General features: G+C 71.4%; 17 protein-coding genes. 7 read left to right on the forward strand and 10 right to left on the reverse strand.

What is annotated here, in order from left to right; translation table 11 throughout:
• Positions 1-141: 141 nt before the first annotated feature.
• The 10 genes from MKK69_RS09660 to MKK69_RS09700 all read right to left on the reverse strand — a co-directional run bounded on the left by MKK69_RS09660 (position 142) and on the right by MKK69_RS09700 (position 12,762).
• Positions 142-636, reverse strand: coding sequence for a cupin domain-containing protein (locus tag MKK69_RS09660; RefSeq protein ID WP_243967549.1), 495 nt, complete (start codon positions 634-636; stop codon positions 142-144).
• A 267-nt stretch (positions 637-903) separates the two neighbouring features.
• Positions 904-1,026, reverse strand: a complete 123-nt coding sequence (locus MKK69_RS30965; RefSeq protein WP_279598286.1) for a hypothetical protein — start codon at positions 1,024-1,026, stop codon at positions 904-906.
• Positions 1,027-1,181: 155 nt separating this feature from the next.
• Positions 1,182-2,654, reverse strand: a complete 1,473-nt coding sequence (gene cysG, locus MKK69_RS09665) for a siroheme synthase CysG (RefSeq protein ID WP_243967550.1) — start codon at positions 2,652-2,654, stop codon at positions 1,182-1,184.
• A 139-nt stretch (positions 2,655-2,793) separates the two neighbouring features.
• On the reverse strand, positions 2,794-5,490 hold the full coding sequence (locus tag MKK69_RS09670; RefSeq protein WP_243967551.1) for a nitrate reductase: 2,697 nt from the start codon (positions 5,488-5,490) through the stop codon (positions 2,794-2,796).
• Positions 5,491-5,722: 232 nt separating this feature from the next.
• Positions 5,723-7,327 carry a sulfite reductase subunit alpha gene (locus MKK69_RS09675; protein ID WP_243967552.1) on the reverse strand — a complete coding sequence of 535 codons (1,605 nt, stop codon included), beginning with the start codon at positions 7,325-7,327 and terminating at the stop codon, positions 5,723-5,725.
• Entirely contained in the window at positions 7,324-9,138 is a 1,815-nt protein-coding gene (locus tag MKK69_RS09680; protein ID WP_243967553.1) for a NirA family protein, read from the reverse strand. The genes MKK69_RS09675 and MKK69_RS09680 overlap by 4 nt, the downstream gene beginning before the upstream one ends.
• An 11-nt stretch (positions 9,139-9,149) precedes the next feature.
• Entirely contained in the window at positions 9,150-10,418 is a 1,269-nt protein-coding gene (locus tag MKK69_RS09685; protein WP_243967554.1) for an NAD(P)/FAD-dependent oxidoreductase, read from the reverse strand.
• A 451-nt stretch (positions 10,419-10,869) separates the two neighbouring features.
• Positions 10,870-11,031, reverse strand: coding sequence for a hypothetical protein (locus tag MKK69_RS09690; protein WP_243967555.1), 162 nt, complete (start codon positions 11,029-11,031; stop codon positions 10,870-10,872).
• Positions 11,032-11,176: 145 nt separating this feature from the next.
• Complete coding sequence (locus MKK69_RS09695) at positions 11,177-12,178, reverse strand: CmpA/NrtA family ABC transporter substrate-binding protein (RefSeq protein WP_243967557.1); 1,002 nt, start codon at positions 12,176-12,178, stop codon at positions 11,177-11,179.
• Complete coding sequence (locus tag MKK69_RS09700) at positions 12,175-12,762, reverse strand: ANTAR domain-containing response regulator (RefSeq protein ID WP_243967558.1); 588 nt, start codon at positions 12,760-12,762, stop codon at positions 12,175-12,177. The genes MKK69_RS09695 and MKK69_RS09700 overlap by 4 nt, the downstream gene beginning before the upstream one ends.
• Before the next feature lie 236 nt (positions 12,763-12,998).
• Here MKK69_RS09700 and MKK69_RS09705 point away from each other — a divergent pair, with 236 nt between their 5' ends.
• The 7 genes from MKK69_RS09705 to MKK69_RS09735 all read left to right on the forward strand — a co-directional run bounded on the left by MKK69_RS09705 (position 12,999) and on the right by MKK69_RS09735 (position 23,898).
• Positions 12,999-13,640 carry a hypothetical protein gene (locus MKK69_RS09705; protein WP_243967559.1) on the forward strand — a complete coding sequence of 214 codons (642 nt, stop codon included), beginning with the start codon at positions 12,999-13,001 and terminating at the stop codon, positions 13,638-13,640.
• 102 nt (positions 13,641-13,742) lie between these two features.
• A complete protein-coding gene (locus MKK69_RS09710; protein ID WP_243967560.1) occupies positions 13,743-15,632 on the forward strand; it encodes a glycoside hydrolase family 15 protein in 1,890 nt (629 codons plus the stop codon).
• Positions 15,629-17,704 (forward strand): transketolase, encoded by a 2,076-nt coding sequence (gene tkt, locus MKK69_RS09715; RefSeq protein WP_243967561.1) that lies wholly within the window; start codon positions 15,629-15,631, stop codon positions 17,702-17,704. Before MKK69_RS09710 ends, tkt begins: the two co-directional genes overlap by 4 nt.
• A 233-nt stretch (positions 17,705-17,937) precedes the next feature.
• Complete coding sequence (locus MKK69_RS09720; protein ID WP_243967562.1) at positions 17,938-20,784, forward strand: bifunctional transaldolase/phosoglucose isomerase; 2,847 nt, start codon at positions 17,938-17,940, stop codon at positions 20,782-20,784.
• 216 nt (positions 20,785-21,000) lie between these two features.
• Positions 21,001-21,978, forward strand: a complete 978-nt coding sequence (gene gnd, locus MKK69_RS09725; protein ID WP_243967563.1) for a phosphogluconate dehydrogenase (NAD(+)-dependent, decarboxylating) — start codon at positions 21,001-21,003, stop codon at positions 21,976-21,978.
• Positions 21,979-21,987: 9 nt separating this feature from the next.
• Positions 21,988-22,713 (forward strand): 6-phosphogluconolactonase, encoded by a 726-nt coding sequence (gene pgl / locus MKK69_RS09730; protein ID WP_243967565.1) that lies wholly within the window; start codon positions 21,988-21,990, stop codon positions 22,711-22,713.
• A 114-nt stretch (positions 22,714-22,827) separates the two neighbouring features.
• Entirely contained in the window at positions 22,828-23,898 is a 1,071-nt protein-coding gene (locus tag MKK69_RS09735; RefSeq protein WP_243967566.1) for an HD-GYP domain-containing protein, read from the forward strand.
• Positions 23,899-23,953 lie beyond the last annotated feature (55 nt).

Here is a 23,953-nt window from a genome sequence, read left to right on the forward strand (position 1 = left end):
CCCCCCTCTGCGGGGGAGGGTGCCCCCCGAAGGGGGTCGGGAGAGGGGAGCCCGGCTTCCGGAAGGGGCGCAGCTCTCGTGTAGGCCAGAGCTTCGTTCTGCACCCTCGCTCCCCTCTCCCGACCCCTGCTGACGCAGGGGTCAGCCCGGACCGCCGCTGCTCCGGCTCGGATCGTCGGCGGGGTCGATGTAGTTCAGCCCGAACGGGCCGGAGCCGTTGACCTGCAGCTCCACCGGCTCGTCGGTGGTCCAGAGGGAATGCGGCATGTCCTCCGGCAGGTAGACGAAGCCACCCGCCGTCAGCGCCGCGCCCTTCGTCCTGTCCAGGGTGCGCCCGTGCGCGTGGTAGATCGACCCCGACAGGATCGTCAGCGTCTCGGGCTTCGCATGCGTGTGCGGCGCGATCACCGTGTGGGCCGGGAACTTGAGCCGCAGCACGAACGGCCCGGGCTCAGCGGGATCCCCGGCGACGCGGCTGATCAGCGTGCCCTTGGGCAGGTTCGGCGGCCCCGGCTCGTAGCGGACCGACGCCGCGTCGGGCTTCACCACCATCCCGCCCGCGTCCTGGTCCGCCGCCAGGGCCGGACCGGCCGCCGCGAGCAGGGCCGCAGCACCGAGCCAAAACTGTTTTCTCATCGCGCGCCTCCCGGATCTCTTGAGGGTTCTGTCGCGAGGGTCCAGGCCCCCCGCCCCTGTTCTGGTGCAGGCACGGCGGCTTCACAGAACCGGCTGACGAAACACATCGTCGCGGGCCCGCCCGCCCATCGTGACTTTAGCCGCCTCGAACGTGCTGATGCGAGTCGCGACACGCATCGCGTCCGGGCCATCCGGTACACCGCTTCCCGGCGGTGCTTGGCGGCCGCGATCTCGGTGATCGCCGCGTCGCTGACACGGGAGACCCGCTCAACGCCGCGCGGCATCGGCGATCAGATCCATCATCGCCTCGTAGGCGGCGGGCGCGACCATGTGGGCCATCACCCGGTTGTGGTTGAGGATCGCGACCGTTTCACCCTGCGCCTCGCTCAAGACGCCGTCGGCGCTCCTCTTCAGGTCCGATACGCTGACAGCCGCGTTCGCCAGGACGGTCTGCGTCTCACGCCCCGCCGGGTGCTGCGTCGGGCACATTCGATACCGGTTTCAGGGCCGGAATCTGGCGCGGTGCGCGAAGGCTTCAAACCACTTCAGATCGCCACCCGCTCCGGCGCGGTCTCGACCTGCGCGGCACCCCGCATCTCCGAGAACGCCTCGCCGACCATCAGCAGCGCCGGCCCGTCGAGGCCCGCGGCCTCGACGCGGTCGGCGAGGTCGGCCGCGGTGCCGCGCAGGGCCTGCTGGTTCGGGCGGGTGGCGTTGAAGACCAGGAGCGCCGGGGTCGAGGGGGCCAGCCCCTCCGCGACCGCCCGGGCGAGCAGCGCCCGCAGGGTGCGCTTGGGCATGTAGACCACGGTCGTGACGCTCGGATCGGCCAGCGCCCCCCAGTTCAGGTCGTCCGGGAGATCGCCGCGGCGGTCATGGCCGGTGACGAACTGGAGCCGGCGCGCGGCGTCGCGATGGGTCAGGGACAGGCCGAGGGAGGCCGCCGCCCCCTGCGCCGCCGAGACCCCCGGCACCACGGTGACCGGGATGCCGGCGGCCCGGCAGGCCTCGATCTCCTCGCCGGCCCGGCCGAAGACCAGCGGATCGCCGGATTTGAGCCGCACCACCTGCTTGCCCGTGCGGGCGAGCTGCACCATCAGCGCGTTGATGTCGTCCTGGCGGCAGGACGGGCCGTGGCCGGTCTTGCCGACCAGCATCGTCCGCGCCTCGCGGCGGGCGTAGTCCAGGATCTCGGGAGCGACGAGGTCGTCGTACAGGATCACGTCGGCGTTGCGGAGCGCCCGGAGCGCCTTGAGGGTCAGGAGTTCCGCGTCCCCGGGGCCGGCCCCAACCAGCGTCACCGCACCGCCCTTCGGTGCGGCCTCGGTCTCCCCGAGCAGCTCGGCGAGGTCCTGCTCCGAGGGTGCCCGGTCGGGCTCCGCGAAGGCGCGCTCGGTGAAGCGCTCCCAGAAGACGCGCCGTTCGGCGAACCCGTGGAAGCGCGCCGTGACGCCGTCACGCCAGTCCCGGGCGGCCGCGACCCAGCGGGCGAAGCCCTGGGGCAGCATCGCCTCAATCCGGGCCCGCACGGTCTGGCCGAAGACCGGGGCGGCGCCCTCCGTGGAGATGCCCACCACCAGCGGCGAACGGTTGACGATGGCGCCGAACTTCACGTCGCAGAGATGCGGCCGGTCGACCGCGTTGACGATGGCCCCGGCCCCGCGGGCAGCCACCACGAAGGCGACGCACTCGGCCTCGTCCTCCAGGGCGCCGATGCAGAAGGCCGCGCCCCAGAGGTCGTCGGGGGTCCAGGCGCGCTCGTGCAGCACCACCTGCCCGTCGACGATCTCGCCCGGGACCGCGCGCAGCTCCTCGCCGGGCTCGGGGGCGTAGACGTCGACATGGGCGCCGGCCGCGGCCAGCACCTTCACCTTCCAGGGTGCCCCGCCGGAGGAGCCGGCCAGGACCACGCGCTTGCCGCGCAGGGGCACGAAGACGGGCAGCACCGCCAGCGGCTCCAGGCCGGCGGCCTTGGTCTCGCGGGGCGCGCGGGCGGCGCGCAGGGGGGTATCGGTCACGGCTTTGTCCTGAAGTCTGCCTCGTGCCGGTCATCCCGCCGGACACCCTCGTCCTGGGGCGCCGCTTCGCGTCCGCACCCCAAGAGGAGGGGCTGGCGGGACGGGCCGATCGGTCCTCACCGGCGAATATACCAAACAATCACGCCGCGCGGGCGGTTTGCCCGGCGAGCATCTTGCGGATCTCCGGTATGCAGGAGCCGCAATTCGTGCCGGCCTTGCAGGCGGCGCCCACCGTCTCCACGGATCCGGCCCCCGCGGCGATCGTCGCGGTGATCACGTCGGCGCCGACCCCGTGACAGGCGCAGACCACGGGCCCCGCCGAGGCGGTCGCGGCCCGGCCCGAGAGCAGCGCCCGGCGCTCGGCGGTCTCGGGTTCCTCGGCGGCGAACAGGGCCTTGGCCGCCTCCCAGTCCGGCCGCTCCGCCGCCGGCGCGTAGGCGAGGCACGCGACGAGGCGCGCGCCGTCATAGACCGCGCAGCGGTACCGGTCCCGGGCGTGATCGGCATATTCCGCCAGTTCGCAGCCCGCCAGGGCCTCGCTCTGGATCAGGCCGCGCACCATCAGCGCCACGGCCCGGGAGCTGTCCTGCGTGGCGAACTGCACGCCCCAGCCGCCGGTGATCGCCGCCCGCGCCCACCACCAGCCCTCGGGCAGATCCACCTGCCGGCGGGTCATCAGGAAGCCGCGGGCCCGGTAGGCCACCGGCGCCACGGCGGCCGGCGTCGCCTTCAGCTCGGGCTGGCCGGACACCGGATCGGGCATGCCGCGCACCAGGGCGCCGACCCGGGCCCGCGACGCGAAGGCGCCGCCCCAGTGCATCGGCATGAACACGTTGCCCGGCACCACCGTGTCGGTGACCGTCACCTCCAGCTCCGCCTCGCCGTGCGCGGTGGTCAGCCGCGCGATGCCGCCGTCGGCGAGGCCATGGGCCGCCGCGTCGTCCGGGTGGACCTCGACGAACGGGACCGCGCGGTGTGCGGACAGGCGCTGGCTCTTCCCGGTTCGGGTCATGGTGTGCCAGTGGTCGCGCACCCGGCCGGTGTTGAGCACGAACGGGAACGCCTCCGAGACCGCCAGGGCGAGGCCGGGCGGCTGCACCGCCACGAAGCGGGCCCTCTGGTCGAACGTGTAGAAGCGCCCGTCGCCGAACAGCCGGGCCTTGCCCTGCGGGGCGCCGCGCGGCCCGGAGCGCTTCGGGATCGGCCACTGCACCGGCAGGTTCACGTCGTAGGCGGCCTCGCTGAGGTCGGCGAGCGCGCCGAGATCGAAGTCGCGCGTGCCGTTGTTCTCGTAGGCCGAGAGCCCGGCATGCTCGCGGAAGATCGCGGCGGCGGAGTCGAACGCGAAGGCCCGGCCGTGGCCGAGCCGGCGGCCGACCTCCGCCAGCACCGCCCAGTCGGGGCGGGCCTCGCCGGGGCTGTCGAGGAAGCGGCGCTGGCGGGAGATCCGCCGCTCGGAATTGGTGACGGTGCCGTCCTTCTCGCCCCAGCCCTGCGCGGGCAGCAGCACCGTCGTCTTGCCGAGGCCGCGGGCCGTGTCGGAATCCGCCACCGCCTCGGAGACCACGTAGAGGTCGAGACCGCCGAGCGCATCCCGGATCAGGTCGGCCCGCGGCATCGAGACCAGCGGGTTGGTGCCCATCACCCAGAGGGCCTTGATCTTGCCCTTGGCGACCGCCTCGAACAGGGCGACCGCCTTCATGCCCTCGCCGGTGATGATCCGGGGGGCGCCCCAGAAGCGGCGCACCCGGTCGACCTCCTCGGGGGCGAAGTGCATGTGCGCGGCCAGCATGTTGGCTAGCCCGCCGACCTCGCGCCCGCCCATGGCGTTGGGCTGGCCGGTCAGCGAGAACGGCCCCATCCCGGTCTCGCCGATGCGGCCGGTGATCAGATGGCAGTTAATGATGCTGTTGCCCTTGTCGGTCCCCTGTGCCGACTGGTTCACCCCCTGCGAGAAGGCCGTGACCACCCGGCGGGTGCCGGAAAACAGGGCGTAGAACGCCGCGATGTCGGCCTCCGGCACCCCCGTCGCGGCGGCGACGGCCGCGGCGTCCGGTGCGATCAGGCGGGCGCGCTCCAGGGCGCCGTCGAGCCCGGCCGTGTGGGACTCCACGAAGGCGCGATCGCGAAACCCGTTATCCGACAGGTAGACGAGGAGCCCCGAGAACAGGGCCACGTCGGTGCCCGGCCGGATCCCGAGGAACAGGTCGGATTCCTGCGCGGTCTGGGTCCGGCGGGGGTCGATCACCACGAACTTGGTGCCCCGCCTTGCCTTCGCGTCGGCCATGCGCCGGAACAGGACCGGATGGCACCAGGCGGTGTTGGAGCCGACCAGCACGATCAGGTCGGCCTCGTCGAGATCCTCGTAGCAGCCCGGCACGGTGTCGGAGCCGAAGGCCCGGCGGTGGGCCGCGACCGCGCTCGACATGCACAGCCGCGAATTGGTGTCCACGTGCGGCGTGCCGATGAAGCCCTTCGCGAGCTTGTTGGCGACGTAGTAATCCTCGGTGAGCAATTGCCCCGAGAGGTAGAAGGCGATGGCGTCCGGCCCGTGCTCATCGGCAACCGCGCGGAGCTTTCCCACCACGGTGTCGAGGGCCGCGTCCCATGAGACCCGCGTCCCGTCGACCTGTGGGTGGAGCAGGCGGTTCTCCAGCGACAGGGTCTCGCCCAGCGCCGAGCCCTTGGAGCACAGGCGGCCGTAATTGGCCGGGTGCTCGGCATCGCCCGCGATGGCGGCGCCCCCCTGCCCGTCCGGTGTCGCGAGCACGCCGCATCCGACCCCGCAATAGGGGCAGGTGGTCCGCACTGCCGGGTCTGCCACGGGCTGAAGCATGGCTGGGTCCTCGAAAGTCTCGTGTCCGACGGCGCCCGCAAGAGGCGGGCCGCGTGCTTCCTCCCCCCTCTGCGGGGGAGGGTGGCCCCCGCGTCGGCGAGGGTCGGGAGAGGGGAGCGCCGGATCCGGAGGGGTCGCGTCGGAAGCCAGATCCTGAACCGTCGCGCTGCCCCTCTCCCGCCCCGCATCCGCCGGGCACCCTCCCCCACAGAGGGGGGAGGGTTTTGGCTGATCAGTACACGTCGGCCTGGTAGCGCCCGGCCTTCTTCAGCGCGGCGAAATATGCCACCGCATCCTCGGGGTTCTTGCCGCCGTGGCTGGCCGCCACGTCGATGATCGCCCGCTCCACGTCCTTAGCCATGCGCTTGGCATCGCCGCAGACGTAGAAATGCGCGCCGCCCTCCAGCCACTTCCATAGCTCGGCGCCGTTCTCGCGCATCCGGTCCTGGACGTAGGTCTTCTCCGTCCCGTCCCGGGACCAGGCGAGCGACAGGCGGGTGAGCACCTTGTCGTCCTTCAGCCTGGTCAGCTCGTCCTTGTAGAAGAAGTCCGAGGCCTGCCGCTGATGGCCGTAGAACAGCCAGTTCCGGCCGGATGCCTGCGTCGCGGCGCGCTCGCGCAAAAACGCCCGGAACGGCGCGATGCCGGTGCCGGGGCCGCACATGATCACGTCCTTCGATAGGTCGGCCGGCAGCCCGAAGCCGTGGGCCTTCTGGAGGTAGACCTTGACCCGGGTCTGCTCGGGGAGTCGCTCGCCGAGATGGGTCGAGGCCACCCCGAGCCGCAGCCGCGAGCGGTGGTTGTAGCGCACCGCGTCCACCGTTAGGGACACGCGACCGACATCCACCTTGGGTGAGGACGAGATCGAGTAGAGGCGCGGCTGGAGCTCGTCCAGCGCCTCCAGGAAGACCTCCGCGTCGGGCCGCGCGCCGGGGAACTTGTGCAGGGCGCCGAGCACGTCGAGATAGGCGGCGTCGCCGTCGGGATCCTCGCCGGAGGCCAGAGCCTGCGCTTTCTTGCGGGCCGCCCCCGAGGTGAGGAGCGACAGGAGCTGGTAGAGATTGTCCGGTGCCGCGCCCAGGGCGTAGTTGATCAGCAGGTGCTCGCGCAGGGTCCTGGCGCCGATGACCCGTTCCGGGCGGGCGCCCAGCTCGGCGATCACCGCGTCCACCAGCGCCGGGGCGTTGGCGGGGAACAGGCCCAGGGAATCGCCGACCTCGTACCGGATCGGCGTGTCGTCGAGGCCGATCTCGATATGCCACGTCTCCTTCTCGCCGCCCGGCTCGTTGAGGCGGCGGCGGGACAGGAACAGCGCCTCCACCGGGTTCTCGCGGCAATAGCCGAGCGGCCCGAGATCGGTGGCGGCCGTCGGGGACTTGTCGTCCGCCTTCGGGGCAGCGGGTGCGCCGGAGGCGGCGCCGAATTCCTCCTCCAGCTTCTTGAGCATGCGCAGGGTCTCCTTGCCGCCGGGCTGGCAAAGATTCAGGCGCGCCTCGTTCTTGAGGAAGATCGCGTTGGCATAGTCGGCGCAGTTGTAGCCGCACTGGCCGCAATCCTGCTGGGCCATGGCGGCCATGAGCTTCTGCGGCTCGGGCCGGTCCTTGGCCATGTCCATCCGGTCGCCGATCGGGACGGAGGGGTCGTGCCAGGGTGCATCGTCGTTGTCGGCCAGCCGCGGGCCGCCGGGCGGGGCCTCACCCGGCGCCAGCGCGGTGGCACCCGCGACGGCCGGGCCGAGGAGCGCCGCGAAGTAGCCCGAGAGCCAAGCGCGCTGGTCCTCGTTGAACGGGGCGGTCTCGGGGATCAGGACGAGGGGCGGCGAGACGTGCTGGCTCATGCGGCGACCTTTAGGGCGGGCTGGTCCTCGGCGGCGTCGCGGAGCGCCTCCGCACCGGTGCGGCCGGTGAAGGCCTGGAAGCTCTCCTCGGGCCCCTGGCGGCGGTCGAGATAGGCGCGCAGCAGCGCCTCGACGCGGGAGGGGCAATCCTCGGCCTTCACGGCCTTCCAGATCTCGGTGCCGATCTTCGGGTTCTCGGCGAAGCCGCCGCCGACCACGATGTCGTAGCCCTCGACGGTATCGCCCTCTTCCGAGACGACGACCTTGGCGCCGATCAGCCCGATATCGCCGATATAGTGCTGGGCGCAGCTGTGATGGCAGCCGGTGAGGTGGACGTTCACGGGCACGTCGAGGTCCGGGACGGCCGCCTCGACATGGTCGGCGATGACCAGGGCGTGGCCCTTCGTGTCCGAGGCGGCGAACTTGCAGCCCCGGGCGCCCGTGCAGGCCACGAGGCCGGAGCGGATGCCCGCCGCCCTGGTGGAGAGCCCCAGCGCCTCGACCCGGGCCTCGACCTCGGCGACCCTCGCGTCCGGCACGCCGGAGAAGATGAAGTTCTGCCAGACGGTGAGACGGATCTGGCCGTCGCCGCAGTCGCGGGCGATCTCGGCCAGCGCCCGGACCTGATCGCTGGTCATCTTGCCGACCGGCAGGACCACGCCGATCCAGTTGAGGCCCGGCTGCTTCTGCGCGTGGACGCCGACATGGGCGTAGCGGTCGGTGGGCTTGCGCGGCGCCACGTGCTCCGGCGCGACCCGGTCGAATTTGCGACCGAGCTTCTCCTCGACGGCGGCGAGGTACGTGTCGAAACCCCAGGCGTCGAGGACGTACTTCATCCGGCTCTTGTTGCGGTTGGTCCGGTCGCCGTTCTCGATGAACACCCGGATGATCGCGTCCGCGACCGCGTTGCACGCCTCGGGCTTGAGCACGATGCCGGTGTCGCGGGCGAGGTCCCGGTGACCCGAGATGCCCCCGAGGACGAGGCGCATGTAAATGCCCGGCGGCACCGCGGCGCCCTCCAGCACCTCCACCGCCTGGAAGCCGATATCGTTGGTCTCCTCCAGCGTCGGCATCACGCCGCTGCCGTCGAAGGCGACGTTGAATTTGCGCGGCAGGCCGTAGAGCGAGCGGTCGTTGAGGATCCAATTGTGCCAGGACTTGGCGAGCGGGCGCGTGTCCAGCAGTTCCTGCGCGTCGATCCCGGCCGTGGACGAGCCGGTGACGTTTCGGATGTTGTCGGCGCCCGAGCCCCGGGCGGTCAGGCCGATATCGGTGAGCCCGTCGAGGAACGGCTGGGCGTGTTCCGGGCCGATCTCGCGCACCTGAAGGTTGGCCCGCGTCGTCACGTGGACATAGCCGCCGCCATGCTGGTCAGCGAGGTCGGCGACGCCGGCGAATTGCCAATGGTGCAGGATCCCGTTCGGGATCCGCAGCCGGCACATGTATGAGACCTGGTTCGGCGCGACCCAGAACAGGCCGTGGTAGCGCCAGCGGAAATTGTCCTCGGGCTTCGGCTGCTTGCCGGCGGCGGCCTCCTGGATCAGGCGGTTGTGACCCTCGAAGGGACTCTCCGCGCGCTTCCACTTCTCCTGCTCGCAGAGCTTGCCGCCGTCCTTGACGGTCTTGTCCTGCGCCTTGATGTGGATCGCGTCCGGGCCGGTGGGCTCGGCGGGCGGCGCGGCCGCCCCGGCGCCGCCGGCCAGGCCGCCGGTCATGCGGATTGCGGCGATGCCGGACGCGAAGCCTTCGAGGTAGCGCTTCTGCTCCGCGTCGAAGGCGCTCGCTTCGGTCTGTGTCGGGGTCTCGGACATCCGCGCCTCCTCTAAGCGGCCAGCGGCTCGGACGCGAGGCGCCCGAACATCAGATCGTCGACGTTCTCAATGGGGTCGCCGGAGCGGATCAGGCCCTTGCAGGCGCCCTGCTCGGCGATGTCGCCCACGAAGACGGCACCGATCAGTTTTCCGTCCCGCAGCAGCAGCTTGCGGTAGAGGCCGGCGCCGGGATCGGACAGCACGATCGCCTCGGCATCGTCCGGGGTGTCGACGGTCCCGGCGGAGAAGACCGGAAGGCCCGAGACCTTGAGGCTGGTGGAGAGCGCCGTGCCCCGGTACTCGGCCGGCTGGCCGGCGAGATGGCGGGCGAGCGTTTCGGCGTGCTCGTAGGCGGGCTCGACCAGCCCGTAGACGAGCCCGCGGTGCTCGGCGCACTCGCCCAGGGCGAAGATGCGCGGGTCCGAGGTGGTCAACCGGTCGTCGACCTTGATGCCGCGGCCGATCTCCAAACCCGCCGCCTGCGCCAGCCCCACGGACGGCCGCACGCCCACCGACATCACCACGAGCTCGGCCGGGAGCACGGTCCCGTCCTTCAGGACGAGGCGTTCGACCCGGCCATCGCCTTCGATCCGGTCGGTGTCGGCCTGCAGGATCACCCGGACGCCCCGGGCCTCCATGGCACGTTTGACCAGCCCGGCGGCGTGGTGATCGAGCTGGCGCTCCATCAGCCGGTCCATGACGTGGAGCAGGGTCGTGTCGACACCCAGGCGCGCGAGCCCGACCGCGGCCTCGAGGCCGAGCAGGCCCCCACCGATGACGATCGCCCGGGCATGCTGGACGGCCGCCCGGCGGATCGCCGCCACGTCGGCCAGGTCGCGGAAGGTAATCACCCCCGGGAGGTCCATCCCGGGTTTCGGCAGGCGGATCGGGAGCGACCCGACCGCCAGGACCAGTTTGTCGAAGGGAAGGACATGGGTCTCGCCGACCATGACCAGGGCGTTCTCCCGGTCGATCTGCGTGACCGGCGCGCCGGTGATCAGGCGGATGCCGTGGGCCGCGTACCAGTCGAGGCCGCGGAATTCGCAGGCTGCCTCATCGACTTCGCCGCCGAGCAGCGAGGAGAGCAGGACCCGGTTGTAGGCGGCCTGCGGTTCGGCGCCGACGCAGGTGACGTCGAAACGGTCGCGGCAATCCTCGGTCAGGCGCTCGAGGAAGCGCAGCGAGGCCATGCCGTTGCCGACGACGACGAGTCTCTCACGCGGCAGGCCGGTCTCGGCGCGCGCGTCGGGTACGCGGGTGTCCAAAGGGGATGTCGCCATCGCTCGTTCGTGTCTGGAACCTCGATTGCAGGGTCGTTGGCGGACCGCCCACGAAAAAGCCGCTGCCGGTGATCTCCCAGCCGGCTTCAGCCTCAGGAGAACCGGATCAGCGGCCTCGCTGACGGCGCTGCCCGTCGCCGTTGACGGACCCATGTGAGGTAGCAGCTTCCGTGCCAGAGACGGCGCCAGGTGCTTAAGTCGCGGACCGGAAAGGCAGGATGCGTTTCGGCCGCAGGGCCGGGATCCGCCCGGGCCCGCTCCGTGCGCTGCACAAAAAGCGGGCGCACGCTGGTTAAATGATCAGTCGCCCGGAACCTGAACGACGGCACGCGGCACCGGGGTGCACGGGGCCTGATCCGGAGACGCCGCATGGACGCGACGTTGATCCCGCAGCCTCCGAGCGCATCGGGGCAGGCGCGTGGAATCAGTCCGGTCAGACCGGAAATTCTGATCAGATGAGGGTGGAGAGAACCGCCAGCAGGCCGAGGGTCGGCATCGCTCCGACCAAGAGGACCCAGTACCAGTTGCGGTTGGTACCGGCACGCCGGTTATCGTTGCTCGCCCGCGGGGTCCTGCCGCCCCGCTGGACGTGACGGCGAAGCTCGTCGCGCATCCGCGGATGCGACGGGTACGAGCCAGTATCGAGTTTGCGGCATCCGGGCATGGCATCGACACAACGGGTCGGGCCGCACGACGTTCCAGTCCGTTTCGTCCTGATGAGGCCCGCCGGTGACGAAACTCAGCGGCTGTCGCGCGCCTCAGAGGTCGTCCGCCGCCACCCGATAGAGATCGGGCCTGTAGACCGTGGGGATCGCGGCTTCGAAACCGGTCGGATCGACCACCTGCCGCGCGGCCTGCATCTGCGCGAGGAGCCATCGCGCGTCCGCGAAACGCGGCTCCTGGATCGCGGCGCCGAAGCCGAGGGCCGCGCCGGTGGCCGCCGGGGCCGGCGCTCCGCCCGGCAGGGAAAGGCCGACGATCGCCTCATCGAGGTCGAGGTAGCTCCGCCGCGCGAGGCGGTGCGCCAGCTCCGTGCGGTTGTCCGGATCGGCGCACCACCGCCCGGCCCGGGCCACCGCCCGGACCAGCGGGAGGATCGTGCCGTCGAGGCGCTCGGACACCGCCAGCACCTTCTCGGGGGCGTCCGGGGCCAGCGCGCTGCCGAGCACCGCGATCCGCCCGTGCCCGGCTGCCACCGCCACGTCGTTCCACGGGGCCCCCGCGCAGAACCCGTCGACCAGGCCCCGGGCGAGGGTCTCGACGCTGTACTGGGGCGGGACCACGACGGTGCGGAACGCGCCCGGGTCGAGCCCGCCGGCCTCGGCAAACAGCCGCAGCTGGTAGCTGTGGCACGAGAACGGGTGGACGGTGCCCAGGGTCAGCGGCCGGCCCGCGGCGCGGCGCGCCTCCGCCTCCCGGGCGAAGGCCCGGGCGACGTCGCCGGGGCGTTCGCTCTCCGGCGCCATCGCGGCCCAGAGGCTGCGCGACAGGGTGATGGCGTTGCCGTTGACGCTCAGCTGCATCGGAACGATCAGGTCGGAGGGCGGACCCGACAGGGACAGGCGGCTTGCCAGCGCCAGCGGTGCCAGCATGTGGGCGCCGTCGAGGTGCCCGAGCGCCAGCCGGTCGCGCAGGGTCGCCCAGGACGGCTCGGCCGTGAGGTCGAGTTCGAGGCCCTCGGCCCGGGCGAAGCCGAGTTCGTGCGCCGCGATCAGGGGGGCGGCGTCGCAGAGCGGGACGTAGCCGAGCTGGAGCCTCATCCGAGCAGGTCCGCGGTGGTGACGATCGCCCGGGCGATGTCGGCGATCTTGCGCTTCTCGTTCATGGCCTTGCGGCGCAGCTGCTTGTACGCCTCGTCCTCCGAGAGGCCCTTCAGGCTCATCAGGATCCCCTTGGCCCGCTCGATCAGCTTGCGGTCGGCGAGCTCGCCCCGGGCCTCCGACAACTCACGCTGCAGGCGCGCGAAGGCGTTGAAGCGGAGGATCGCGATGTCGAGGATCGACTTGATCCGCTCCGCCCGCAGCCCATCCACCACGTAGGCCGAGATCCCGGCATCCACGGCGGCCTGCATCATGGTGGTGTCCGAGCGGTCGACGAACATGGCGACGGGCCGCTCCACCTGCCGCGAGACCCCCGACATCTGCTCCAGGATGTCCCGGCTCGGGCTCTCCAGGTGGATCACCACCACGTCGGGCTTGAGGGCGGTCACGCGCTCCATCAGGTCGACGGTGTCGGGGATGACCACCACGCGGCCGACCCCGGCCGCGCGCAGTCCCTCCTCCAGGATCGCCGCGCGGGCGCGGCTCGGATCGATCACGGCGACGGTCAGGCTTGATTCGGTCATCGGGGCCCGGTTCGGGGCGGGTCGTCTCGGCGGCCCGGTGCGGGCGGGCCGGGCCAAGCAAGGGATATGCCCCCCACCGGGGTTCCGGGGAAGCGCGATCGGGTTTTCTCCCCAACCCTGACCAACCCTCGATCCGAGGCGGCTTGCAACGCCCGCGAAAAGAAACGGTCCCGTTTCCGCCGCATTGTCGGCCCCTCCTGCGGGCATCGGAGCGATCAGGGAGATCGGTGAGTCGGATGCGCAGGCCAGATCAGCCCGCCCTCACGGACGCCGGCACCGCCCGGGTCTCGATGCCCTTCCTGCCCACGCTGATCGTCGTCGCCGTGCTGGGCGCGGCCTCGCTCTATTGCCCGTCGTCAAATCCGGCCCGCCCGGCCTCGCGGGCGGATCTCGCGCTGTCCGATCCGCTGACGACGGAATCCCTCGCGCCGGTTGCGTTCGTACCCACCCCGACCGCCTTCGCGCCGATGACCGCGATTCCCGCCGGACCCGGCCGCCTCCCGGCCGCTCTGGTCTTCGCCGAAGCCTTCCCGCTCGACACCTCGGCGCCGCGAGCAACCGCGTCGACCCTCCACGCCGGGGTGCCGACCCGACCGGCGCCGCGCCTCGCCGCCGCGACCCGGCGTCCCTGCCCGGGCCGCCGGTGCCCGGAGGCGCCCCAGCGCGGTGCCGATCCATTCGCGGCCGCCCATGCGGAGGCCGCGGAACCGGTTGAGAGCGGCGCGATCCCGCATCCGGCCCTGCCCTTTGCCGACACGGTCGCCGAGACCCTGGCGCCCGCCGCCGAGGTCCTGGGCGACGCGGCCGAACTCATGCGCAGCGGCGCCGCTGCGGTCCAGGGCTCCGTCTCCCTCGCGGTGGCCGACTGCCTGCGCTGACCGGCCGCCGCCGGGGGCGATCCCCCTGGATCTGCCGGCCGTCCGTCCTAGGTGCATTGCAGCGGACGGCCCTAGCCGGACGCGGACCGGGGCCGGGGCCGGATGGCTGTACGCATCGAGGATTACGCGCTCGTCGGCGATTGCCGCAGCGCCGCGCTGATCAGCCGGCAGGGCAGCGTCGACTGGCTGTGCTGGCCGCGCTTCGACGCGGCGGCCCTGTTCACCAGCCTGCTCGGGACCGAGGCGCACGGGTTCTGGAAGATCTTCCCCGAAGCGGAGCACGTCGAGACGCGCTGGTCCTATCGGCCGGGCAGCCTCGTGCTGGAGACGCGCCACGCCACGCGGCTGGGGGAGGTCCTGGTCACCGACTTCATGCCGGTGGGCGACGGATCGCATCTCGTGCGCTTGGTCGAGGGCATCCACGGGCGCGTCGCCATGCGGATGGAGATGGCGGTCCGCTTCGATTACGGCTCGGCGGTGCCCTGGGTGTCCCGCTCGGAACTCGGTGACCTGCGCGCCGTCTCGGGGCCCCACAAGGTCGTGCTGCGCACCGATGTCCACCTGAAAGGCTCGGACGCACAGACCACGACGGCCGAATTCACCGTCCATGCCGGGCAGAAGCACCGGTTCGTCCTGAGCTACGGCCCCTCCCACGAGGACGATCCGGTGGCGATCGAGCCGCGCAGGGCGCTCGACGCCACGGATCAGCACTGGCGCGAATGGTCGAGCCGCTGCACCGGCGGCACGGCCTGGGATCAGATGCTCCAGCGCTCGCTCCTGACCCTCAAGGCGCTGATCTACGAGCCCACCGGCGGCATCGTGGCCGCGCCGACCGCCTCCCTGCCGGAGGGTCTCGGCGGCGAGCGGAACTGGGATTACCGCTTCTGCTGGCTGCGCGACTCGACGCTGACGCTGATCGCCCTGATGGACGGCGGCTATATCGACGAGGCGCGCGACTGGCTCGGCTGGCTGCAGCGGGCGGTGGCCGGAAATCCGGAACAGGCGCACATCCTCTACGGGATCGGCGGCGAGCGGCTGCTGCCCGAGATCGAGCTCGACTGGCTGCCCGGCTACGAGAATTCGCGGCCCGTCCGCATCGGCAACGCGGCCGCCGGCCAGTTTCAGATCGACGTCTACGGCGAGCTGTTCGACGCGCTCTACCAGGCCCATGCCCGCGGCCTGCCGGTGAGCGCGGACGGGCTGCGGGTCGGCCTGGCGATCCTCGGCCACCTGGAACGCGCCTGGCGCCGGCCCGACGAGGGCATCTGGGAGGTGCGCGGGGGCGCGCGCCACTTCACCCATTCCAAGGTGATGGCCTGGGTGGCGTTCGACCGCGCCCTGCGCATGCACGAGATGCACGAATCGGGCGCCACGGAGGAGCACGCGAAGCGCTGGCGCGCCGTCCGGGACGAGATCCACGCGGAGGTCTGCGCGAAGGGGTTCGACCCCGCACTGAACAGCTTCGTCCAATCCTACGGGTCGAAGGCCCTGGACGCGAGTTTGCTCCTCATCGCCCATACCGGATTCCTGCCGCAGGACGATCCCCGGGTGGTCGGCACCGTCGAGGCGATCGGCAAGGGGCTGATGCGGGACGGCTTCATCCTCCGCTACGAGACCGAAGGGCAGGTCACCGACGGCCTGTCGGGCAACGAGGGGGCCTTCCTGCCCTGCACGTTCTGGTACGTCGACAACCTGATCGGCCTGGGCCGGCGGGACGAGGCAAGGGCGATCATCGAGCGCCTCATCGGCATCTGCACCGATCTCGGCCTCGTCAGCGAGGAATACGACGTGCATGCCAAGCGCCTTGTGGGTAACTATCCGCAGGCGTTCACCCACGTCGCGCTCGTCAACACGCTGCTCAGCTATACGCGCGGCGAAGGGCCGGCGGACCGTCAGGGTGGTAAGGCCAACGGAGCCCCTCCCGCCGTCCTTCGGCAGCGCGAAGCCGCGAAGCGGACCGCGAGAGGCGAACTGGAAGACGCGACATCATGAGCGGTGCTGACACTCCGGCCAAGGCGGCCCTCGCTGAGATCGATACGCTCAGCATCAACACGATCCGGACGCTGGCGATCGACGCGGTGCAGAAGGCCAATTCCGGCCATGCCGGCGCGCCGATGGGCCTCGCCCCCGTGGCCTACACCCTCTGGAACCGCTACCTGCGCTACGACCCGGCGCACCCGCACTGGCCGAATCGCGACCGCTTCGTCCTGTCCTGCGGCCACGCCTCGATGCTGCTCTACGCGCTGCTGCATCTGGCCAACGTCGCCGAGAGCGACGGCGGCAACGCCCCGGCGGTGGCGCTGGAGGACATCAAGAAGTTCCGCCAGCTCGACAGCCGCACGCCCGGCCATCCGGAATACCATTTCACCACCGGCGTTGAGACCACCACCGGGCCCCTCGGCCAGGGCGTGGCCAACTCGGTCGGCATGGCGATGGGCAGCCGCTTCCTCGGCCAGCACCTCAACCGGCCGAACCTGCCGCTGTTCGACTACAACGTCTACGCGATCTGCTCGGACGGCGACCTGATGGAGGGTGTGGCCTCCGAGGCGGCGTCGCTGGCCGGCCACCTGCGGCTGGCCAACCTCTGCTGGATCTACGACGACAACACCGTCACCATCGAGGGCCACACCGAGCTGGCCTTCGGCGAGGAGGTCGCGACCCGCTTCCTGGCCTATGGCTGGCAGGTGCTCCGCGTCGCCGATGCCAACGATCTGCACGCGATCACCGGCTCGCTCGACACGTTCCTCGCCAGCCATGACCGGCCGACGCTGATCATCGTCAAGTCGGTGATCGGCTACGGCGCGCCGAACAAGCAGGGGACGTCCAAGGCCCATTCGGACGCGCTGGGCGTGGACGAGGTCAAGGGCGCCAAGCGCGCCTATGGCTGGCCGGAGGACGCCCAGTTCCTGGTCCCGGACGGCGTCCACGAGAACTTTCGCGATGGCATCGGTCAGCGCGGCGCTGCCCTCTACGACGCGTGGCAGGGCCTCCTGACCCAGGCCCGGGAGGCGGATGCCGCCCACGCCGAGGATCTCGCCGCCCTGCTGGAAGGGCGCCTGCCCGAGGGCTGGGACAAGGACATCCCGGTCTTCGAACCCGACGCTAAGGGGATGGCGACGCGCGAATCCTCCGGCAAGGTGCTCAACGCCATCGCGCAGCACGTGCCGTTCATGCTCGGCGGCTCCGCTGACCTGGCCCCGTCCAACAAGTCGAACCTGACCTTCGAGGGCGCGGGCTCGTTCGGGCCGTTCTCGCCCGGCGGCCGCAACCTGCATTTCGGCGTGCGCGAGCACGCCATGGGGTCGATCGTGAACGGGCTCGGCCTCTCCGGCCTGCGCGCCTACGGGGCGACCTTCCTGGTCTTCGCCGACTACATGCGCCCGCCGATCCGGCTCGCCTCGCTCATGGAGCTCCCGGTCTTCCACATCTTCACCCACGACTCGATCGGCGTGGGCGAGGACGGGCCGACCCACCAGCCGGTGGAACAGCTCCTGTCGCTGCGCTGCATCCCGGGTCTCGTCACCCTGCGTCCGGCCGACGCCAACGAGGTCGCCGAATCCTACCGGGTGATCTTCTCGCTCAAGAACCAGCCGGCCGTGCTGGCCCTCTCCCGCCAGCCGCTGCCGACCCTGGACCGCACCAAGTTCGGCGCGGCCTCCGGCACCGCCAAGGGCGGCTACGTGCTGGCCGATTGCGCGGGCACGCCGGAGGTGATCCTGCTCGGCTCGGGCTCCGAGGTGCAGCTGTGCGTCGGCGCCTACGAGGCGCTGACGGCCGAGGGCGTGAAGGCCCGGGTGGTGTCGATGCCCTCCTGGGACCTGTTCGAGCGGCAGGACGAGGCCTACCGCCATGCGGTGCTGCCGCCGGCCGTCAAGGCGCGGGTCGCCGTCGAGCAGGGCAGCATCATCGGCTGGGACCGCTATGCCGGCTCCGAGGGCGCGATCATCGGTATGAGCACCTTCGGCGCCTCGGCGCCGATCAAGGATCTCCAGTCCAAGTTCGGCTTCACCCCCGAGAAGGTTCTGGAAGCCGCCAGGGCGCAGGTGGCCAAGCACAAGCGGTAATGACTGATACGCGACGGCCCCCTCCCCCCTCTGCGGGGGAGGGTGGCCCCCGAAGGGGGTCGGGAGAGGGGAGCGACGGTGCAGGATCGGGCATTGCCCTTCGTGCTGGTCACACCCTTTCCTGAAGCCGGGTTCCCCTCTCCCGACCCTCGCTGACGCGAGGGCCACCCTCCCCCGCAAAGGGGGGAGGGAGGGCGCCCGGCAAAAAGCGGCACGCGAGACGAGGAAACGACATGAACGCGCTCAAGGCCCTGCACGACGAACAGGATCAAGCGGTCTGGCTCGATTTCGTGGCCCGCGGCTTCATCCAGAAGGGCGAGCTGAAGCGGCTCGTCGAGACGGACGGCCTGCGGGGCGTCACCTCCAACCCGTCGATCTTCGAGAAGGCGATCGGCCACTCGGACGAGTACGATGCCAGCCTCCGGGCCGTGCAGGAGACCGGCGACAGCCGCGTGATCGATCTCTACGAGGGTCTGGCCATCGCCGATATCCAGGCGGCGGCCGACGTCCTCCGCCCGGTCTACGAGGCGAGCGACGGGGCCGACGGCTACGTCAGCCTGGAGGTCTCCCCCTATCTGGCGCTGGACACCGAGGAGACGCTGACCGAGGCGCGGCGCCTGCACAAGGCAGTTTCGCGCGACAACCTGATGGTGAAGGTCCCGGCCACGCCCGAGGGCATCCCGGCGATCCGCCAGCTGACGGAAGAGGGCATCTCGATCAACGTCACCCTCCTGTTCTCGCAGGAGGCCTACGCGGCGGTGGCCCGCGCCTTCATCGACGGGCTCGACGCGCGGGCGAAGGCCGGCCACGACGTCTCACGGATCGCCAGCGTGGCGAGCTTCTTCATCAGCCGCATCGACGTGCTGGTCGACAAGCAGCTGGACGAGAAGATCGCGCAGGCCAACGACCCCGACGAGAAGCTCGCCCTGGAGCAGCTCAAGGGCAAGGTCGCGATCGCCAACGCCAAGCTCGCCTACCAGCGCTACAAGCGCATCTTCGCGGAGTCCAAGTGGACCGCGCTGGCCGAGAAGGGCGCCAAGGCGCAGCGGCTACTCTGGGCCTCCACGGGGGTGAAGAACAAGGCCTATTCCGACGTGCTCTACGTCGAGGAACTGATCGGCCCGAACACCGTCAACACCATGCCGCCCGCCACCATGGACGCGTTCCGCGACCATGGCACCGCGCGGGCGACCATCGAGGAGGACGTGCCGGGGGCCGAAGCCGTGATGGCCCGCCTCGCCCGGGCGGGCATCGACATCGAGGCGGTGGCCGAGCAGCTGGTGCGCGAGGGCGTGCAGCTCTTCATCGACGCGGCCGACAACCTCCTGGGCGCGGTCGCGGGCAAGCGTGCCGCGCTCCTGGGTCACCGGCTCGACGGCCAGACCCTCGTGATGGACGACACGCTGGCGGCCGAGGCGAAGAAGACCGTCGAGTCCTGGCGCGCCAGCGGCTCGATCCGCCGCCTCTGGGCGGGGGACGCCTCGGTCTGGTCCGGGCACGACGAGGCGCGCTGGCTCGGCTGGCTCCACATCGTCGAGGAGGAGCTGGAGAAGGCCGCCGACTACGCCGCCTTCTCGGACTGGGTCAGGGCGGAGGGCTTCACCGACGCCGTCGTGCTGGGCATGGGCGGGTCGAGCCTCGGCCCGGAGGTTCTGAGCCTGACCTACGGCCCGCGCGAGGGCTTCCCGAAGCTCCAGATCCTCGATTCCACCCATCCCGATCAGGTGCGCGCCCTCGAGGCGGGCATCGATCTCGGGAAGACGCTGTTCATCGTCGCGTCCAAGTCCGGCTCGACGCTGGAGCCGAACGTGTTCCGCGACTACTTCCTGGGGCGGGTGAAGGAGACCCTCGGCGACCGGGCCGGCGATCACTTCGTCGCCGTCACCGATCCCGGCTCAGACATGGAGCGTGCGGCGCAGGCTGATCGGTTCAAGAAAATCTTCTACGGGGTGAAGCAGATCGGCGGGCGCTACTCGGTGCTCTCGGCCTTCGGACTCGTCCCGGCCGCCGCCATGGGGCTCGACGTCAAGGCGCTCCTCGAGACAGCGCGCATCATGGTCCGTTCCTGCGGCCCGGCCGTGCCGCCGTCCCAGAATCCGGGCGTGCTGCTCGGCACCGCCCTGGGCGCGGCGGCGCTCGCCGGGCGCGACAAGGTGACGGTCGTCGCCTCGCCGCCGCTCGCGAGCTTCGGCGCCTGGGCCGAGCAGCTCATCGCCGAATCGACCGGCAAGCAGGGCAAGGGCCTCGTGCCGGTGGACGGCGAGCCGGTCGGCGTCCCCGCGGTCTACGGACGCGACCGGTTCTTCCTCTACCTGCGCCTCGACGGGCATGCCGAGGCGGCGCAGGACGAAGCCCTGCGTGCCCTGGAGCGGGACGGTCACCCGATCGCCCGCATCACCCTCGATTCCATCGAGCAGATGCCCCAGGAATTCTACCGCCTGGAGATGGCCACCGCCGTGGCCGGCGCGGTGCTCGGCATCAACCCGTTCGACCAGCCCGACGTCGAGGCCAGCAAGGTCGAGACCAAGAAGCTGTTCGCGGAGGCCGAAGCCAAGGGCGCCCTCCCCGGGGAGACGCCGCTCTTCGAGGATGACGCGCTCGCCCTGTACGCCGACCCGCAGAATGCCGAGAGCCTGAAGGCGGCGCCCGAGGGGCTTGCGGCGGCGCTCAAGGCCCAGCTCGCCCGGCTCAAGGACGGCGAATATCTCGCGCTGCTGGCCTACGTGCCCCGCGACGCCGACACGGCGGCGATCCTTCAAGAGGCGCGGATCGCGGTGCGCGACGCGCGCAAGGTCGCGACCTGCCTGGAATTCGGGCCGCGGTTCCTGCACTCGACGGGACAGGCCTACAAGGGCGGCCCGAACACCGGCGTGTTCCTGCAGATCACCTCCGAGCCGGCTCAGGACCTGCCAATCCCCGGCCGGTCCCTGGGCTTCGCCACGGTGGTGGCCGCGCAGGCGCGCGGCGACTTCGCCGTGCTCGCCGAGCGCGGACGGCGGGCGCTGCGGGTCCACATCAAGGGCGATCTCGGTGCCGGTCTGAAGCGGGTTGCGGCGGCGCTGAAGGCGGCGGTTGCGTAGGTCCCCTCAGGCCCCTCCCTGCCCTCAGCGCCCTGCGGGGGGAGGGAGAGGCTCTGGGATTGGCCCGTCATAGGGAGCCGCCGCCAAATCAGGCGCCCTGAGCCATAGGGAGAGCCGGGGGTGGTTCCGGACTGAACAGGACGGTGCCGCCAGCCGCACCATCACCCCAGTCCGCTCTCCGCAACGGGGAGGGGAAACCCCGAGGAGACCACGGCAATGCAACTCGGCATGATCGGCCTCGGCCGGATGGGCGGCAACATCGTCCGGCGCCTCCTGCGGGACGGGCACACGGCGGTGGTGTTCGACCAGAACCCCGCGGCGGTCGCGGCGCTGGTAGAGGCTGGCGCGGTCGGCGCATCGAGCCTCGAGGATCTGGTTTCCAAGCTGGAACTGCCGCGCGCGGCCTGGGTGATGCTCCCGGCGGGCGCGATCACCGAGGCGGCCGTCCAGACCCTCGCGGGCCTGATGCAATCCGGCGACTGCATCATCGACGGCGGCAATTCCTTCTACGGCGACGATGTCCGCCGGGGGATCGCCCTCAAGGAGAAGGGCCTGCACTACGTGGATGTCGGCACCTCGGGTGGCGTCTGGGGGCTGGAGCGCGGCTATTGCATGATGATCGGCGGCGACGCCGAGACCGTCGACCGCCTCGACCCGATCTTCAAGACCCTGGCGCCCGGCATCGGCGACATCCCGCGGACGCCGGGCCGCGAGGGCCGTGATCCCCGCGCCGAGCAGGGCTATATCCATGCCGGTCCGACCGGGGCGGGCCATTTCGTGAAGATGGTCCACAACGGCATCGAGTACGGCCTCATGCAGGCCTACGCCGAGGGCTTCGACATCCTCCGCCACGCCAATACCGAGGCCCTGCCGGCCGAGCGGCGGTTCGACCTCGACCTGGGCGACGTCGCCGAGGTGTGGCGGCGCGGCAGCGTCGTCTCCTCCTGGCTCCTCGACCTGACCGCCCAGGCTCTGGCCGGCGACGCGCAGCTCACCGAGTTCTCCGGCCACGTCGACGATTCCGGCGAGGGCCGGTGGACGATCAACGCTGCCATCGAGGAGGGCGTGCCGGCCACGGTCCTCTCCGCCGCGCTCTACCGGCGGTTCCGCTCCCGGGAGCACGAGAGCTACGCCGACAAGCTGCTCTCGGCGATGCGCAAGGGCTTCGGCGGCCATCAGGAGCCGAAGGCGTAGGGGCACCCCATGAGCCTTCCCGCCGGCACCCATATCCTGCCCGACCCGCAGGCGGTCGCCCGCGCGGCGGCCGAGCGGCTGATCGCGGCCTGCGGCGAGAACCACTCCGAGCGGATCGCGATCTGCCTGTCCGGTGGATCGACCCCGAAGGTGCTCTACGGTCTGCTCGCCGGGCCCGACTGGGCCGGGCGCGTGCCCTGGGAGCGGATCCACTGGTTCTTCGGGGATGACCGCGTCGTCCCCTGGGACGACCCGCGCAGCAACGTCCGGATGGTCCGCGAGGCGTTCGGCCACGGCTCCCGGATCGCGCCGACGCACCTGCATTTCATCCCCTCCGACGCGGGGGCGGAGATCGGTGCCCGCGCCTACGAGCGCACGCTGCTGGACTTCTATGGCGCCGACGGCCTCGCGCCGGACCGGCCGCTGTTCGACCTCGTCCTGCTGGGCCTCGGCGAGGACGGGCACACCGCCTCGCTGTTCCCCGGCAAGCCGGCGGTGGACGAGGCGCGGCGACTGGTCGCCCCCGTGCCGGAGGCCGGCCTCGCCCCCTTCGTGCCGCGCATCACCCTGACTGTCCCGGCGCTCGCCTCCGCCCGGCACGTGCTGTTCCTGGTCACCGGCGCGGGCAAGCGGGCGCCCCTCGCCCGCCTCGCCGCCGGGGAGGACCTACCGGCGGGCCGCGTGACCGGCGCGGGCGCGGTGGCCTGGCTGCTCGACGCCGCGGCCGCGGGCTGACCTCCGGCCGCCGCCGATACGCTCTGGCAAGTTCGCCGCATTATCCTACACTGAACCGAAGCGCCGCACCGTCCGAGTGCGGCGCCGACTTCGCACACGGTCACGTCGGGTGAGATGCACGCGGGCACCCTCGTCCTCTACACCGACCAGCCCCAGGGCCGCGCCGACCTCGTGCGCGCCCTCGAGCAGATCGCCCCCTGTGCGGTCCTGCGGGCTGCCGAGGGGCCGCCCCCCGGCCCCTGCCTCGCCCTCATCGCCGACCTCGACCTGTTGCAGCCCTCGCCGCTCATCGGCCTGCGGGCCCTGATCGCGGCCACCCCCGCCCTGCCCCGCGTCTTCCTGATGCGCAGCATGGGCGAACGGAGCCTGTCGGCGGCGCGCGGTCTGGGCGGGCGGCTCTGCCTGCCCATGGACACGCCGGTCGAGACCGTGATGGAGGCCCTCCGGGCGCAGCTCCAGCCCGGGGACGCAACGCGCAGGTCGGTCCGGTCGAAGGCCGGGGAGGCGCTGGTCGTCCAGGCCGCCGACGCGGCGGGCGCGGTCATCGCCGACCTGCTCGACGCCGCGCGCCGGTCCGGAACCGTCGATGCCGCACGCCTCGACGCGGGACTGGACCCGATCCTCGGGGCGATCCGCGCGGGCGGCCTCGCATCCTGGCTCGAGACCGTGCGCGCCTACGACGACGCCACCTACCAGCATTGCCTGCTGGTGGCGGGCCTCGCCGCGGCCTTCGCCATCGACCTCGGCTTCTCGGAGGCGGACCGCCAGCAACTCGTGCGCGCCGCCCTCGTCCACGATGTCGGCAAGGCCAAGATCCCCCTGGCGATCCTGAACAAACCGGGCCCCCTCGATGCGGACGAGCGCGCCGTGATGCGCGCGCACCCGGCCCTGGGCCACGCGATCCTCGTCCACGCGGGCGGGTTCGACGAGGCCGTGCTCACCGTGGTCCGCCACCACCACGAGATGCTCGACGGTTCGGGCTATCCGGACGGGCTGCTAGACGATGCCATCCCCGATATCGTCCGGCTCATCACCGTCTGCGACGTCTACGCGGCCCTGGTGGAACGCCGCCCGTACCGGCCGCCGATGTCGGCCGCCGAGGCCATGGGGATCCTCCGCGGCATGGACAGCAAGCTCGACCGGATCCTGGTCGACGCCTTCGAGCGGTCCGTCGCCGGGTCCTGATCCTTCGGCGTGGCGACGGCGGTCCACACCCTGCCGGGCCCGCGCAATCACGTTT

The organism is Methylobacterium sp. J-026 (assembly GCF_022829585.1).
Lineage (GTDB): Bacteria > Pseudomonadota > Alphaproteobacteria > Rhizobiales > Beijerinckiaceae > Methylobacterium.